Below are 15,295 nucleotides of genomic sequence, written 5' to 3'. Positions count from 1 at the left end.
TCAGCGGCCGTTGATGACGGACCAGATCTGGCCGCCCGGCTTCAGGTCACGGGCGATCTGTTCGGCAGCGCCTTGTCGGGCGGCGCTGGCATAGGCGTTGGCGAGGTTCTGCGGGTTGGCGCCGGCTCCCTGGGCAGCGCCCTGGCCTTCGCCGACGTTGATGGTCTGCTGGATCACCACCTGCTGGTTGCTGGTGCTGCCGGCCGGTGCGCCCCCCAGCGCCACCACACCCAGGGAACCATCGGCGCCCCGGCTCAGGGGCATGATCGCCTCGGGCCCGGCTTCGCCGAACAAGGCCATGGGCGCCAGGGTCGGAGCGCTGGCCACGGTGTTGCTGAAGACCCCGCCCTTGGCATGAGCGAATACCGGCATCTGCATGCTCGAAGTGTTGATCTTCGGGTCGAAGACAGTGGTGGCATCCCCCACCTTGAACTGCTGGGCAGCAGGAGTCGCAGCAGCAGAACCCGGCCACAGGCTCATCAGGGCCGAGCCGGCCATGCTGAACAGCGAGCTCAACGCCCGCGATGCGGCCGTCTTGGCCGCCAGCATCGCCATGTCCTTGAGTACCGAACTGGCAAAGTCGGAAAAGGAAAACTTGCCCGTGGTGGCGAACTGCACGATACCCGCGCCCATCTTGTCGAAAGCGTTGGCGAACACGGCCTTCGACTGGGCTGCGGTGTTGTCGGAGGCGTTCATGTAGTCGTCGAAGGCTTCCGAGGCGCCGTTCTTCCAGTCCTGCATCGCCTCCGTCATCTGCTGGTAGTTGCTCTGGATCTGCAGTGCGGTTTCGCTGTGCTTGGTCTTGAGCTCTTCGAGCCTGGTGGCGTATTCGTCACCCTGTTCACCGCCTTTGCCGTAGGCATCGCCGGAGGGGAACTTGATCCCGGCCTGGTCGGCATAGGTGGCCGGCGCCCGGGTCGCTCCCTTTGGAAACTGGGCGTCCAGGGCCTTGCGGGCCTGGGCGTATTGCAGGTCGTTGTCGCTCAGGAGCTTGGCTCGCTCCTTCTGCCGCGCGCCCATGCCTACCTGGGCCGCTGCCAGCGCGCCGTCGCTGCGCAACTTGTCGAATTCGTCGGAATACGTCGCGAGTTTCTTCCCCGACTTTTCCAGGGTCTGCGCGTAGTCGGTTTCAGCGCTTTTGTTCTGCTTGAGCAACGCCGCCAGGCTGCCCTGTTTCTTGAGGTACTGGTCGACCGCGGCGGTGGCCGGGTCATAGGCCTTGCGCAGGTCGTCGAAGGCACTGGCGCTGGCGTCCAGCGCCGAGGCGGACGACAGGGTCATGGACTCGGCGATTTTCTTGCCGGCCTCGTCGATGCGCCGCTGCATGTTGCGCATGGCCTGGTCGGTGATGCGCTGGGCCTTGTCCAGGGCCCGCTCCAGGCCGCTCAGGTCCAGCCCTTGGGAAGCTGTTGCCATGGGGTTCTCCGGGTCATGAAAACCCGTCGAAACGGGTTCGGGAAAAGTGGCCTGGAATCAGCGCCACTCGTTCATCGCGCGTTCGAGCGACAGGCCCAAACGTTGTTCATGGGGCATGAAGTCCAACAACTCCGCCACGCCCCCGCCCAGCCGGTGGGTCTGCAGCGCCACCAGGGCGCTGCCCGCCTCCAGCCGCCTACCGGTATGCAAGGAGCCATATCGGTCGATATAGCGTCCCCATGCCAGGGCTTCGTGGTAGGTCATGCGTTCCTTGGCTTCGGCAATCGTCCGGCCGCCGACTCCGTTCAGCACCAACTCGTGCCAGAACTCATCGGCGGCCGTCAGTTTTTTGCCGCACCGCCGGTGCCGTTGACCTCATTGACCGCATTGAGGATCAAAAACCCCAGGGTCGGCTCCAGGCCGTAGGCATCCTCGTAGCTCAGGGCCTCGCCGCCATCGGTGCCCAGTGCCACCGAAGCGGCGATGTAGCGGGCGTTGCGGCTCTGCTCGTTGTCGCTGTCGGCGAACAGCCGCTCGATGACCCCGAAGGACTGCCGGCGGATATGCAAGGTGAAGGTGTCGGTCACCTCCTTGCCGGTCTTGCTGTCCAGGTGAGTCCAGCTCACCTGCTTCTTCACGGGCTGGGCATCGACGATGCCGCCCTTGGCTTTGAGTTGCTTGAGGTTCATGGCGTTGCTCAGGCCTTCTTGATCCAGGTGGAGCCACCGGTACGCTGGATGGTCACGGTGGTGGTGACCACGGCGTTGAGGGCGAAGTTGAACGGGAAGTCCGAGACATAGCCGTCGAAGGCGAACCAGGTGCGGGTGGTCGGCAGCTCGAAGTTATCGCCCTTGGCGTTGACGGTCGGCGCGACGCCCTTGCCGTCGGACCAACCCACGACCCACTTGATGCTGGTCTCGCCATTGGCTTCGGACAGTTGGTGCAGGCGCACATGGCTGGCGTTGGCCGGGTCGGCGTTGAGCCCCAGGCTGGCAGTGCCAGGGGTACGCAGGCCTTTCTTGTAGCTGCGCTCCTGGGCGTCGAGGGTGGTGTCCTCGATCTGCTCGGCAGGCGCGCCGCCGGGCTCGAAGGAAGTGACGTGCTCGACTTCCAGCACGGTGTAGGGGCCGCTGCCGCTCACAGGCGGGACCAGGGCGAAGATTTGCGTACCTTGGGTAAGAATCGACATCGGGTGTTCTCCACAAAACAATGAAAAACCCGCTGGTGGCGGGTCGAGGGTGTGTTGCTCGGGTGCGGACCAAAGGCGCCGGGGCCAGGGCTCAGGGAGTTGGCGAGCCGTCCAGGTAGGGTGGCGCGTTGGGGTCCGGTTCACGGCTCTTGATCAGGTCCACCAGGGCCTGGTTGCTCTGCGCCAGCAGGCGGATCGCGCCGTTCAAGGCGGACTGGCCATCGGCCTGGGCCTGGAGGGCGGCGATCAGGCGATTGATGGCCGCCAGTTCTTCGTCATTCATGGCTGGGTGCTCCGTATCCATCGAAGGTGATTGGGCGAGCGCGGGACTGCGTCATTCGCGTCCGCTGGGCAGCAACGCCGGGGCCTTGGCCAGGCCGGCCTGCAGTGCGCTCCAGAAACTTGCGTCTTCGTAGCCCATGGCCCAGACGCTGGTGCCGCCCAGGCCCAGGCGCCCGACCAGGGCGGCCTTGCTGCGAATGCTCTGGGCGTCGTCATACCAGAGCACCGGCTGCGCTCGCTCCGCACTCCACTCGACGCCGTCGGCGAAGCTGTTGACCGAACCCCAGGTGGCGTAAGGAGTGGCCGAGGGGGCGTCCAGGTGGGTGACGGCGTTGTGCTCGGCGATGATTTCCTCATAGGCCGACCAGTGCACCCGATTGCCGATGCTGTAGTCCTGGCCGTAGGCCGCCAGCCCGGACAGCAGCTTGCCGGCCGGTACCCGCGTCACTGCGTAGGCCAGCAGCGCTTGCTGCCAGTCAAGGCCCGAGCCCGGGCCCGGCCAGACTTCACCGTGGAAGCCGCCGCTGCTCCAGCCCGGGCCCACCTGGTCGTAGGTCATCAGCTGGAAGTAATCCACCGCTGCTGCCAAGGCCCGGTAGTCGTAGCCTTGCAGGTATTCGGGCTGCTGGTCGTCGAGCTTGGGCGGCACGCTGATGATCAGCTTGCGCCCCTGCGCATGCAGGGCCTGGCCCAGGGCTTTGACATAGGCGGAAAACGCCTTGGCGTTGCGCGGTTCAACCTGTTCGAAGTCCAGGTTGATACCGGCGAACCCGTTATCCCGGGCCAGCGTCACCAACTGCTCGATGCTGCTGGCACTCAAGGCCTTGCTGTTGACGATGGAGTGGGAAATGGCCGGGTCGAAGGCGGCGATGTCCTGGTTGTAGTCCGAGACCGTCGGGTACAGCGGCAAGGACCTGGACTTGGCGAACGCGATGATCTGCCGGGTGGTGTCGTTCATGCCCTCCTGGTGCAACTGGCCGGTGACCGTCAGGCCGTAGGTGCTGCCCAGGCCCACGGCCGAGAGGTTGCGATGAAAAGCCTTGAGGTTGCTGTAGGAGGTCTCGACCTGGCCGTCGGTGTAGGCCAGGACAAAGGGCGCGGCCTGGACCGCACTGGCCAGTGCCAGGGCGCAGCCGCCAAGCAGGCCACGCAAGAACCGCCGGATGCCTCGCGTCGAGGCCGGCTGGATGATGTTGGAATTCATGAAATCTCCTGCGGGTGAACCGCATCGGGAAAAAAACCGGACGTCCGCAAAGGGGCCGCCCAAAGGCTTGCAGCGGGCGCCGCCGACCTAGAGTTGCAGCACCTTCAGCGGCTTGGCCTTGGGTTTCGGCTTGCCCTTGGCCCGGGCCTTGCCCTGCTTGCCGGCGTTGCACTGCACCGTGGTGCTCCAGCCCGACGGGCTGAAAACCTGCTCCACCGAATCCACCAGGTACTCGCCATCCAGCCCGGCCTTGAAACCCTGGGCGTCGATCAGGCGTTCGGCGAACAGGTCGATGCGTCCGGGCAGATCCAGGCGTAGGGCCGCGGTGCTGCGGTTGAACGCCGCCAGGCGCGCCTTGGCGGCCTGCTCTGCCGCGGATTTGTTCGGGTAGATATGCCGGTCGGTGTGCACCGCGGGCACCCCGGCCGGGGCACTGTCGTTACCCAGTTCGATCACCTGCAGCTTGCCGCTCTTCTTGTCCTGGTGACGGGTCTGCACCGCCTTGTGGCTGCTGGTGTCGCCCAGGCGAAACTGATAGCGGCTCACCTCGTGGCGGTGGATGGTGACCTTGCCCAGGGCCTTGCCGCTGGCGCTCTGTCCCGCCTGGCGCGGCAGCACCAGCAACTTGCCTTCGGCGACCTTGGCGGTGCAGTCGTATTGCCGGGCCAGGCGGGTGATGAAGTTGAAATCGGACTCGTTGAGCTGGTCGACCCGCAGGACCTTGATCGCCACCGGGCACACCGGGGTCCAGCCGTTACGGGCCGCCAGGTCGCGGACCACCTGTTGCAGCGGCACGTCTTCCCAGCTGCCGCTGCGGGTGGTCTTGCCACTGCCGCGCATGTCGCTGGCCTTGCCGCGGATCTCCAGGGTGTCCGGTGGTCCAGAGACCACCACCTCATCCACGGTGTAGCGCCCGAGGCGGGTCAGCCCCTGGCCGGCATACCCCATGAACACCTCGATGCTGGCGCCACGGCTGGGCAGCACCACCGCATGATCGCGGTCGTCGATGCGCAGCTCGAATTCGTCCGACTCCATGCCGGGTTTGTCCGAGGTGCGCAGGGACAGCAACCGGTCGTTGATCTGGCTGGTAATGTCCCGGCCATCGGCAACGATACGAAACTCTGGGGTCATAAAACGCCTCGCACTGGGTGCCGATCAGTAAAGGAATTTGCAGGAGCAAGACCAGGGTTCAGTCCCATAGCTGGACCAGCGCCTGCTCCGGCGCCGGCAGGTCCGGCAAGAGGATCAGCACCCCGGCCCGCAATGGCTGGGGCTCGTCGGCCAGGCCCTGGTTGGCATCCAGCACCGCCTCGACAGTGCCGTTCAAATGCCCGTAGTAGTGCTGGCACAAGGTGTCGAGCAGATCGCCGTCAGAGGTTCTGCAAGTCGTCGCCATAGCTTACGAACTCCAGTGAGAAGGCCTGTTTGCGTGGAATGCCGCCGGCCAGCAAATGGCCCTGGTCTTCGTCGATGCTGGTCAGGCACCAGGTGCCCAGGACCTCGCCGTAGCCGGTGGTCAGGCTCAAGGGGCGCAATTGCCGGCCGATGCTGCGCAAGGCCTGCAATTGCCCCAGTCCGCCCTTGAACCCGGGGAAGATCGCACCCTTGAGGCTGATGCGTTCATCGCCCAGGCCCACCGCCTGCTGGGAACTGCTGCGCCCCAGGCGCTCCTGGCCAGTCCAGCGAAAGCTGGTCTGGCGCCGCAAATCGTCGAAGGCCGCCGTGTCCAGGTTGAAGTAATAGGGTTGGGAAGCAGCCCCCAGGGGCTGGAGGATCAGCAGGTGCGGGAACGGCTTGACCGCTTCGGCGGTGGGCGTTTCCTTGGCGGCGAACAAGCTGCTGGGAAAGATCGTGCCCAGGGCCGGGCTGATCTGCCCGCCAATACGGTTGATCGCCGCCCCGACCTTGGCCGTCTGCTCTTGCAAGGCGCCGAGGCGCTGTTGCACCTGCCCGGCTACCGTGACGGCCTGGTTGTACTGGGCCGCCACCTCGCCGACCCGGCTTTGCGCGGCATCGATACCGCGCAGGATGCGGCGCAGCCGGGTGCCGACTTGCGGCCCCACCACGGGCAGGTTCTCCATTTCCAGGGCGGCGCCGGTGATATCGCCGATGGCCCCGTTCATGGGTCCCAGCATCTCGTCCGCGCTGCGCCGCCCCGCCTCCGCTGCCGCTACCAGGGATTGCAGCCCCGATTGCAGCTGTTCCATGTAGGCCATGGCGTCTCCTTTCCTTAAACGTGAGGTGCATCGGACAGCTGGCGAGCCGAGGCCTGGCGGCTGTACTCGTCGAACTGCCAACGCAGGTAGGGCTCCAGTTCCCGGGCCAGTTGCGCCGGGTCCTTGACATCGCCCTGGACGGTGACCGATATCGCCGGCGCAAAGCTGAACTGTTGCTCGATCGCCGGCGCCAAGGGGGCCTTGAAGGGTTCGGCCAGGGTGCTCGACGTGCCGGGCGCCGGCGGCATGGAACGCACCACCTGGCCCATCAGCGGCGGGGTCTGCCCGCTCTTGAAGGAGTTGGCGATATCGTCCATGACCGGCGGGATGTTCTTGCCGGCGTCACGCATCATCAGCGGGCCGGCGGCGGGCATCGACTTGAGCGAGTCATCGCCGCCGAACAGTTTCTTGCCCAGAAAGCCGCCGGCTTCGGTTCCAGCCCAGGTCGCCAGGATTCCCACTCCAGCCCCAACGATGCCGCCAACGACCGTCCCGAGTACCGGCACCGCGGAGCCAACCATGGCACCGGTCATGGCGGAGGCGGCAACACCGGCCACAGCACCTGCCGCTGCACCCAGCACGCCACCGGCCAGGCCTCCGGCAGCCTTGCCATAACCTTCGGCTTTCTCGTCCCGGGTCTTGGCATTCTGGTAGGTGTCTGCTGCCTGAAAGACCGCGCCGGCCACGGACAGGACGCTGCCGCCCTTGATCAGCGGCTTGATCACATTGCCGCCATTTTTAACCGCCGAGATTCCTGCTTCCAAGACCAGGGCGCCCTTGCCTGCCCTGCCCGCGTTACCTGAACCAAAGAGCTCCTTCAACTTCTGGGCGGTCTTGTTGGCCAAGCCACCCTTGGCTTTTCCACCTCGCCCTCCGCTGCGTCCCTTGCCGCCTTTCTTGTCCCGGCTGATGTCGATGTCGTAGTCACCGCCACCCAGGGCTCCCGGGTTGGTGACCAGCACCTTCTGGATGAAGTCCGGATTGCCCATCATCGAGCCCCGGGCCACGTTGAACAGGCCCTTGCCGAGGGTGTAGGCCGCTTGCAACTTCTTCAGCGCCAGCAGGCTGCCGGCCAGCACCGTCACCCCCAGTACCGCCGGAGCGGCCTGGTGGGTCAGCTCGGTCATGCCATTCGCCAACCAGGTGATGCTCTGGCCCAAGCGGTCCGTGGCCGGGGTCAGGGCCTGGCCGAACGCCTGCTGCAGGTTGTCGACCGCGCCATCGGCTTCCTTCCAGATCTGCGCCGACGTCCCCCGGCGCTCGGCCTGGTTCTTGTCCAGCGCGCCGGAGGCCGTCAGCGAGTCCTGCTTGAGCTTCTGGTACCCATCCTGGCCCTGGGCGTAGGCCTGCAACGCCGCATCGACCTGCATGTTGGCGAACAGGTTGTCGCCGCGCAGCGACTGCGCCAGGGCGGCCAGCATCGCCTGGGCCTTCTGCGGATCGGTTTGCTGGCTGATCTGCGCCTGGGCCGCGGTCATCTGCGCGGCCTTGGCCGGGTCGGTGACCTGGATGTACTTCATGGCCAGGGCGAAGCTCGCCTCCAGGGTCGACATGCCTTTTTCCAGGCCGGTCTGCAGCGATCCGTCATAGTCGATGCCGGCCTTGGCATAAGCCGCGGCAGTGGCCGGTGAGCGAATCTCGCCCATCCAGTTCTTCAGGTTGCCGGCCGCCTGATCGGCGCCATTGGCCGTCGACATCTGCAATTGCAGCATCGACCCCACCTGGCTCACCGCATCCATGCCGGTGAGCTTCATTTTCGCAGCGCTCTCCAGCAGGTCGGGCAGCAAGCGGGCCATGTCGGCCGCCTCGAAGTTGCCCGCCTGGCCTTGCAGGGCCATGGCCTCCAGGGCCCGCTCCAGGGTCTTGGGATCGGTGATCCCGGCCTGCGTCTCCAGGGCCCGGATCAGGGTCGCGGTGTCGCCGACGCCGGCCCCCTGGCCAACGACGAACTTGGCCGCCAGCCCGGCATACTGCTGGGCCTTGTCCAACGACGTGCCATTGGCGGTCATCCCGGCGATAAGGCTGGCGACCTCGCCGCGACCCAGCCCGGAATCCCGGGAAACCTGGAGGACATTGCGTGCCAGCTGCGCCTCTTGCGGGGTATTGGCGATATTGCCCTTGATGGCGATGTCGCGGATCTTCGCCTGGTAGTCGGCGTTGATCTTGACCGGCACCGCCAGCACCCCAACGGCTTTCTTCACCAGCTCGTAGCTGGACTTGAGGTCCGTCTTGCCCTGCTCGATCTGCCGCTGGCCCGTGGCCCTGAGCTCAAGGCCCCGGGCCGCACGGCCCAGGGCCTGGTACTCCTGGTTCAGCTTGCGGACCTGGATGCCCTGCTTGCGTAATCCGTCCAGGCTGCTGTCCAGCTTGGCCTGCAAGTCACCGACCCCGAGCGCGCCTTGTTTTCGGGCCTGGTTCAGCTCCCGGCGCAGGCGCTGGGTTTCACCGATGGCCGTCGCCAGCCCCCGGGCCTTGCTGGCCTGCTCGTCGAGCGCCTTGATCCGGTCTTCCACCGTCTTGCTGGCAGCATCCCAGGTCGCGTCCAGGGCGCCGCCGATCTTTATCACTGTCGATACCAGCGTGTTGTTCGCCATTTGCCGCCCCCGTGGTGACAGGCTCAATCCGTGAGCCACCAGACCATGTCGCAATAGCGCATGGTCATGATTTCCTCAGCGCAAAAATGCAGCTCGCGAGCGAGCCGCTTCGCCGCCACCTTCATCACTGCCGGGTCAAAGCTCGTCGTCTTGCACCAGGCGAAAATAACCGGCCTGCAGGCGTTGGTAGTCCTTGAGGGTCAGGCCCTCCAGGTCCTTGCTGCCGACCTCGGCCAGGCTGGCGAACAGCATCAGCTCGCGCTGTTCGTCATCGCCGGCCGCCGCGCTGTTGGCAGCGCGGATATCACGCACGGTGGGCGCGCGCAGAGTGAGCTTGTCGCACTGCACGCCGTTCATCGACACCGCCTTGCTGAGGCTGATCACCACGTTCTCGGGGCTCAACACCATCCAGGACGGCGTGCCATTTATTGCGTCAGACATCGAGGAAGTTCCTTACAGGCCCAGGGCCGAACGTTGGGCGGCGAGCTGGTCGACACCGTTGATCACGCGTTTCATGCCCAGGGCATCGATCTCGTAGATCAGGCGCCCGTCGACTTCCAGCTTGTAGTAGCTCACGGCGACGTTGTGCTTGATCTCGGCCTTGTCGCCGGACTTCCAGTCACCCATGTCGACTTCCTTGAGCAGGCCGCGCAGGGTCACGATCACCGGGGTGGTCTTGCCCTTGAGGCCCTTGAAGGCGCCACGGAACACGCCATTGAAGGCGCTGCTGTCGGTCAGGCCGAACAGCTTGAGGGATTCGCGACGTACACCGGTGGTGGTGAAGCCGGCCTCTTGTTTCTCCATGCCCATGTCCAGCTCGATGGGCAGGTCCATGCCGCCGACCCGGTGTTCCTCGGTCTTGAGGGTGAGCTTGGGCAGGGTCAGGCTCGGCACGTCGCCTTGAAAGCTGATGCCATCGACGAACAGGTTCATGTTCGCCAGGGTTTCGGGAATCATTGCCATTGCTGCGGCTCCTTAAGCGGTTTTATCGAGGACTTCGGTCAGCCACTGGTTGGTGACTTCGACGCGGAAATTCGGGTTCTCGGCAGGCGGTACGTCGGTGAAGCGGATGTTCCAGTACACCTTGCCCTGCTCCAGCTGGCTGGCGGTGTTCAACTCGGGGTCGGCATAGACCTCGAAGTTGATGATCGCGCCCTGGTTCTTCAGGTCGCGCATGAAGGCCTGCAGGCCCTCGGTGACGTCCTTGACGTAGGTGGCGGTGATGGAGCGGTCCACTGCCCACTTGTGGCCGTAGAGGATCGCGTCCATGACGATGTCCATGGTCCGCACTCGGGTGACGAAGGCCCATTTGGGGTCGCTGGACAGCGTGCGGTTACCCCACAGGCGGAAGCCGGCGTCACGAATGATGGTGGTGATATTGGCGTTGTTCAGCAGGTTGGCCCGGCAGCTTTCGTCGCCGTCGAGGAATTCGATGGCCCGGGAGGTACCGGTGACCCCGACGAACTCCTTGTTCGAAGGCGAGGCCCAGAAGCCGTACTCGTTGTCGGTCCAGGCGAACAGGCCGGCGACCCAGGCCGAGGCCGGGGCATCGAGAGTGGCGCTGGCGGCGGTGTCCCAGTACTGGATGCCCGGGTCGACCATGAACGCGCGCTTGGCGCCGAAGTTCTTGGCGTAGGCCATGGCTGCTTCATCGGTGCTGTTGGGGCCGTCGATGATGGCCAGGCCGCGCAACTTGTCCGCCAGGCCCACCAGGGCCGTGCCGACCGCCTGGGTGGCACTGTGCTTGGGCGCCACCAGCAGGCGCGGCTGGGCGTTGAAACGGCTCTTGCCGTCCAGCAGCGCCTGCAAGCCAGTACGCTTGCCGCTGGCCAGGACCCCACCGATGATCGCCGAAGCCTGCTGCTCGGCATCCTCGACCTTGGTCACGCCACAGGCGACGATCACCGCCTTGGCCCGCTGGTAGATGGCCTGGCAAGCCTTGGTGATTGCGGCATTCGGGCCCCAGGCCGCAATGGCTTCGCGCTCGCTGGTGATCAGCAGCAGGTCGTTGGCCTTCGCGCTGACGCCCGGGCCCTCGGTGAAGGTGTCCACCAGGCCGATGATCGAGGACGTGGGCAGCGCAATGGTGCGTGCGCCGGTGTCCACGTTGGTGACGGTGACGCCGTGGAAAAAACCACTCATGGATAAGCTCCAGACATGAAAAAGCCCCGGGTGGCGGGGCTGGAAGAGAAGACGGTGCGCTAAGGCGCGGATATGAAAACGCCCCGACAGTGCGGGGCGTTTAGCGTATTTGCTCGGCGAGCCAGGAGGGCCACAACAAGCGTTTTTCGATTTTTGGCAAACCTGCCGATTGCGGCTGATGTACAGCCGTCTCGGACTTGGTATCACTTACAAAAATGTTGGCACTGCTTGTACTTGATCCACCGGCTAGACGTTACAACAGAAATATCACTAGGACAGGAATCCGGCCGGTCGCTTCGGGCGCTGGCTTTTATTGGGATACCCCGGCATCCCCTCGACCCAATTGCGAACGAACCCCCGATACCTCAACCAACCAGTACGCGAGCCCGGGAGCAGATCAAAGGGTGACGCACCTGCTTCGGCTTCTTCGAGAGCATCCAACTGAGCGGCAATGGCCAGCAACTCTCCATCACGCCATTCACCCTCAACCCTTCGTGCACGACCTGGGCTTGGTCCCCAACCGGGAAACAACCAGGGCTGATCGGCGCTCTCAGGCGGCTCGGCCACTTCAATACTTCCCAACGGAAGTGGTGCACCCTCGCCGAAACCACCAACGTACGCCCCCTGCTTATCAACAACGTAACGTGTACTCATGCCAGCACCCTGAAAAACACCCGCCATTTGGAAGGAGTGATAATTTTTGTGGTACGTGTACTCCAATCGAGAACGAAGAACACCCCAATTTGCGTCCCGAACTTGCAGTTCAGCTGGTTCGCATCAGGAACGACAGAAACCCCCAGGTTGTAGGCGTTATCCGGTACAGCATTGGTAACGTTGAGAACCGCCCCGGGCCAGTAGCCATGCTCCGACTCTTTGCATATGAGATAGCTTTCCCACAACACAGGCATCCCTTGGTTGTGCTGGATCGTCAGGGTGCCCCCTTCCGTGATCATCTGCTCTGTTGATACAAAATGTTTGCTGAATATCTGTCGTCCCTCTAGAGACGACACTTTGTTCGCAAGCGGCGCCAGCTTCAGCGGAGTAACAATCGTTTGATCGTCAACCAGAGCCGCTACTTGGGCGTTAGTCGCCACCTTCGCAATACCCAAACCTGATTCGGTCGCCTGGATCGGTGGTTTGAAGTTGCCTGAGTGCCAGGCCGTATTACCGAAAAATGATGCAGACTTTCCTGGAACATCAATCACCAACGGAAACTCGGTTTGCCCGTTGAAGTAAGAAAAGAACCGAAGAGTTCTATTTATAACATCGGCATAGACTTCAAGTTCCGGCGTCTTCCACGCTATTTCTGGAGAGTCCCCTGTTCCATTTGCCAGATAAATAGGACCCGAGACTATGCCGCCAGCTTTAGGCAGTAACCCGCTGACTGCGCTATCAAGGTCCGATTTGGTCGCTCCATCTACGATTCCGTAGCCCCCTAAAGTCGTCGCTTTGTTGGCTTTCGCCGCAAGGGCGTTGGTCATGGTGGTAGCAAAATTCGGGTCGTTGCCCAGAGCGTCGGCAAGCTCCTTCAGAGTGTCGAGAGTGCCCGGGGCCGATGCGACCAGCGCAGCCACCGCCTGCTGGATCGCTGCTGTGGTTTCCGGCTTGGTGTACGCATCGGTAATGCCATAACCGGCCACTGTCGTCGGGTTGGTCCCGGTGAGTACGACACCGCGTTTATCAATGGTGACCTGCCGATAAGTGCCTGCTGCTTTGTTCGCTGGCAGCGCTGTGGCCAGCGAGTCATCCACATATTGCCGGGTGGCCAGCACCACCGACGGATCGATCTTGAGCACGATCTGCGTGGTGTTCGACACGATGAAGTTCATGCGAATGATCTGGGTCTTGCCGGTGCCCTGGGCCAGCAAGGGCTTGAAGGTGGGAGCGCAGTTGGCCACCGCCACCAGGTCACCGTCGGCATCGAACAGGCCGATTTCACGAATCCAATGCCCACCGACATCAGGGGGGATCACCTGCTCGGTGATGATGACATTCGGGTTGGCGGGGTCGGTTCGCACTTGGTTGACCGGCGCCCGACGCCATTCGTTGATCAGCTTGATCTGCGTCTTGTTCGGCACGGGGTCGGTGCCATTGGCATCCCCCACCGCCATCTCCTTGAAGGTCCAGGGAATGCCCAGGGCGGTGGCGTTGGCCTGCTTCGCCTCGCCCACCGCAGTGAGGGTGGCGAAGAACTGACTGTTGGAATCGATCATGGGTACACATCCAGGGTGTCTATTTCGTCAATGCACACGACCGGCGCCAAACGGCCGATCACTTCGATATCGCGAGATGCCGGGGGATACACGTCGAGCTCTTCGCCCTGCTCCAGGAACACGCCGTAACCGATAGTCCCGGCGGTTTCCAGGCTGATGGCCAAGCCACTCATATGGCGGCTGACCGGCTTGGCGTCGTCGATCAGTTGGGTCAGCTCCTGGTAGGTCGCTTCGGAGATACCGGTCTGCATCACAGCGACTATCAGGGCGAAGGTGCCCGGCTCGCCCTGGGGCACCATCTGCCACCACTCGACCACTTCGATCAGGTAGCCCAGGGGCTCCACCACCCGGCGCAGCGCACCGATGGTGCCTTTGCGGGCATGGATGAAGAACGAGGCCTTGATGGCGTTGCGCTTGACCGTCTCGGACCAGGTCGGGTCCCAGCGATCCACCGACCAGGCCCAGGCCAGTTGCGAGAGCAGGTGCGCCGGGCAGGTGTCGGGGTTGTACAAGGTACGCAGGACGACGGCGGTGTCGCCGGTACTGGCGGCGGCCAGGGCGCGCTCCAGCGGGGTGGCGTTGATCGGCAGCAGGCTGCTCATGTCAGCCTCCCAGCGTGATGCTGTAGCCGGTGCAGTAGGCTGCCTGGGCCGGGGTCGGGGCGATGTCCTGCCAGTTGGCCAGGTCGACCCTGGAGACCCCGGCGACGTGCAACTGGGCATCGATGGCCGAGCGCGGCACTTCCAGCCCGAGGCGCCGGCGCGGATTGATCCAGGCCGCCAGCTTGCGCCGGGCCTCGGTCAGCGCGGCATCGCTTTCCGGCCCGGGGCCTTTCATGTGCAGCACCGCATCGATGCGGTAGGGCAGCACCTGGGCGCTCTGTACCGTGACCCGATCGCCCAGGGGCCGCACGTCCTCGTCATTGAGGGCGGTGGCCACCGTCGCCAGTAGTTCGGGGGCGACACTGCCATCGCCCTCCAGCCCCAGTACGGTAACGGTGACGCAGGCCGGCGACGGGCTCTGGGCCGCAGCATCGGCCACCAGGGCCGAAGCGTTGCGGGCATGCAGGATGTAGCTGTTGCGCGGGCCGGCGGTGGTCAGGCCTTCGTAGGCCAGCTGGATGCGTTCGCGCAGGGCGTCGTCGGTCTCCTTGACCTCCGGCGTGGGCGGCAGCGCCTGCGGGTCGGCCGGGCGGATGACCAGGCGCTTGAGCTTGACGTTGGCCGCCAGCTGGTCGAGGTCGCTGCCCTGGGCGTGGGCCAGCAGCAGGGCCTTGGCCGCATCGTTGACCCGGGCGCGCAATTGCAGGTCGCGGTAGGCCGCCAGTTCCAGCAGCTTGACCACCGGGTCGCTCTCCAGGGCGGCGCTCCAGTTGCCGCCCATGTGCTGGCGGAAGGTCGCCAGCTTGTCTTGGTACAGCGCTTCGAAATCCAGGGCTTCCAGCACCTGTGGCGCCGGTAGCGCCGATAAATCCAGGGTGCTCATGCCGTCACCTCCAAAATCGCACTATTGCCCAGGTATTGGCCCGTCAGTTGAAAGGTGATCTGGCCCGCCACCACCGAAACCACCTGCACTTGCTCCAGCTTCAGCCGCGGCTCCCAGCGCAACAGCGCCCGGGCGACTTCGGCCTGTACCGCGCTTTTCCAGCCACCGGTCACTGGCAGGTCGACGAAGCGCCGCAGGTTGCTGCCGTATTCCGGGCGCATGCGCCGGCTGCCCAGGGGCGTGCTCAGGATGTCCTCGATGGACTGGCGCACATGGGCGATGCCCGACAACGACTGGCCGGTGCGGCGATCCATTCCGATCATCGCGTCACTCCTGCGCTTGCAGATCCGGGTGCTGGCCCAGGTAATCCCGGGCGAGGTTGTCGCTGGCCTCGACCGCGACCTGGCCATTGGCGACGTTCAGCATCCGCCCATCGGGCAGGACCAGGACGCGGGAGGTGTAGACCGTGTCGCGGAACACGACCGGGCCGGTGTTCTTTTTCTTGCTGCTCATGGTTGCTCCAGGCATAAAAAAGCCCGCGGTGGCGGGCGGGT

18 protein-coding genes are annotated in these 15,295 nt (G+C 64.4%); all 18 read right to left on the bottom strand.

Going from position 1 to position 15,295, the window contains the following annotated elements:
• The 18 genes from AC3WK8_RS05675 to AC3WK8_RS05590 all read right to left on the bottom strand — a co-directional run bounded on the left by AC3WK8_RS05675 (window position 1) and on the right by AC3WK8_RS05590 (window position 15,254).
• The gene (locus tag AC3WK8_RS05675) at window positions 1-1,416 is read right to left on the bottom strand and encodes a phage tail tape measure protein (protein ID WP_103324154.1); all 1,416 of its coding nucleotides are present in this window, start codon (window positions 1,414-1,416) and stop codon (window positions 1-3) included.
• Window positions 1,417-1,473: 57 nt separating this feature from the next.
• Window positions 1,474-1,728 (bottom strand): hypothetical protein, encoded by a 255-nt coding sequence (locus AC3WK8_RS05670; RefSeq protein WP_031321344.1) that lies wholly within the window; start codon window positions 1,726-1,728, stop codon window positions 1,474-1,476.
• A 29-nt stretch (window positions 1,729-1,757) separates the two neighbouring features.
• Window positions 1,758-2,105 (bottom strand): phage tail assembly chaperone family protein, TAC, encoded by a 348-nt coding sequence (locus AC3WK8_RS05665; RefSeq protein WP_103324153.1) that lies wholly within the window; start codon window positions 2,103-2,105, stop codon window positions 1,758-1,760.
• A gap of 8 nt (window positions 2,106-2,113) precedes the next feature.
• Window positions 2,114-2,605: a phage tail tube protein gene (locus tag AC3WK8_RS05660; protein WP_085599331.1), complete on the bottom strand. Its 492-nt coding sequence runs from the start codon at window positions 2,603-2,605 to the stop codon at window positions 2,114-2,116.
• Window positions 2,606-2,696: 91 nt separating this feature from the next.
• Complete coding sequence (locus tag AC3WK8_RS05655) at window positions 2,697-2,888, bottom strand: hypothetical protein (RefSeq protein WP_022643397.1); 192 nt, start codon at window positions 2,886-2,888, stop codon at window positions 2,697-2,699.
• A 51-nt stretch (window positions 2,889-2,939) separates the two neighbouring features.
• On the bottom strand, window positions 2,940-4,091 hold the full coding sequence (locus tag AC3WK8_RS05650) for a glycosyl hydrolase family 18 protein (RefSeq protein ID WP_219738171.1): 1,152 nt from the start codon (window positions 4,089-4,091) through the stop codon (window positions 2,940-2,942).
• Window positions 4,092-4,178: 87 nt separating this feature from the next.
• Window positions 4,179-5,222, bottom strand: a complete 1,044-nt coding sequence (locus AC3WK8_RS05645; protein ID WP_103324152.1) for a phage late control D family protein — start codon at window positions 5,220-5,222, stop codon at window positions 4,179-4,181.
• Between the two features lie 58 nt (window positions 5,223-5,280).
• A complete protein-coding gene (locus AC3WK8_RS05640) occupies window positions 5,281-5,487 on the bottom strand; it encodes a tail protein X (protein WP_022643394.1) in 207 nt (68 codons plus the stop codon).
• On the bottom strand, window positions 5,462-6,307 hold the full coding sequence (locus AC3WK8_RS05635; RefSeq protein WP_103324151.1) for a phage tail protein: 846 nt from the start codon (window positions 6,305-6,307) through the stop codon (window positions 5,462-5,464). The genes AC3WK8_RS05640 and AC3WK8_RS05635 overlap by 26 nt, the downstream gene beginning before the upstream one ends.
• A 14-nt stretch (window positions 6,308-6,321) precedes the next feature.
• Complete coding sequence (locus AC3WK8_RS05630) at window positions 6,322-8,901, bottom strand: phage tail tape measure protein (protein ID WP_103324150.1); 2,580 nt, start codon at window positions 8,899-8,901, stop codon at window positions 6,322-6,324.
• A gap of 135 nt (window positions 8,902-9,036) precedes the next feature.
• Entirely contained in the window at window positions 9,037-9,342 is a 306-nt protein-coding gene (locus AC3WK8_RS05625) for a phage tail assembly protein (protein ID WP_085599338.1), read from the bottom strand.
• 12 nt (window positions 9,343-9,354) lie between these two features.
• Entirely contained in the window at window positions 9,355-9,864 is a 510-nt protein-coding gene (locus AC3WK8_RS05620; RefSeq protein WP_022643387.1) for a phage major tail tube protein, read from the bottom strand.
• Window positions 9,865-9,876: 12 nt separating this feature from the next.
• The gene (locus AC3WK8_RS05615; RefSeq protein ID WP_103324149.1) at window positions 9,877-11,043 is read right to left on the bottom strand and encodes a phage tail sheath subtilisin-like domain-containing protein; all 1,167 of its coding nucleotides are present in this window, start codon (window positions 11,041-11,043) and stop codon (window positions 9,877-9,879) included.
• 650 nt (window positions 11,044-11,693) lie between these two features.
• Entirely contained in the window at window positions 11,694-13,256 is a 1,563-nt protein-coding gene (locus tag AC3WK8_RS05610; RefSeq protein ID WP_103324147.1) for a phage tail protein, read from the bottom strand.
• Window positions 13,253-13,858 carry a phage tail protein I gene (locus AC3WK8_RS05605; RefSeq protein ID WP_103324146.1) on the bottom strand — a complete coding sequence of 202 codons (606 nt, stop codon included), beginning with the start codon at window positions 13,856-13,858 and terminating at the stop codon, window positions 13,253-13,255. Before AC3WK8_RS05605 ends, AC3WK8_RS05610 begins: the two co-directional genes overlap by 4 nt.
• 1 nt (window position 13,859) lies before the next feature.
• Window positions 13,860-14,741 (bottom strand): baseplate assembly protein, encoded by an 882-nt coding sequence (locus tag AC3WK8_RS05600; protein ID WP_085596135.1) that lies wholly within the window; start codon window positions 14,739-14,741, stop codon window positions 13,860-13,862.
• Entirely contained in the window at window positions 14,738-15,064 is a 327-nt protein-coding gene (locus AC3WK8_RS05595; RefSeq protein WP_053134502.1) for a GPW/gp25 family protein, read from the bottom strand. The genes AC3WK8_RS05600 and AC3WK8_RS05595 overlap by 4 nt, the downstream gene beginning before the upstream one ends.
• Window positions 15,065-15,068: 4 nt before the next feature.
• Window positions 15,069-15,254 (bottom strand): hypothetical protein, encoded by a 186-nt coding sequence (locus tag AC3WK8_RS05590; RefSeq protein ID WP_022643381.1) that lies wholly within the window; start codon window positions 15,252-15,254, stop codon window positions 15,069-15,071.
• Between the last annotated feature and the right edge of the window lie 41 nt (window positions 15,255-15,295).

The sequence above is a fragment of the Pseudomonas sp. FW507-12TSA genome, assembly GCF_058781435.1.
The sequence above is the reverse complement of the archived record's forward strand: the minus strand, read 5'-3'. Positions and strand labels throughout refer to the sequence as shown.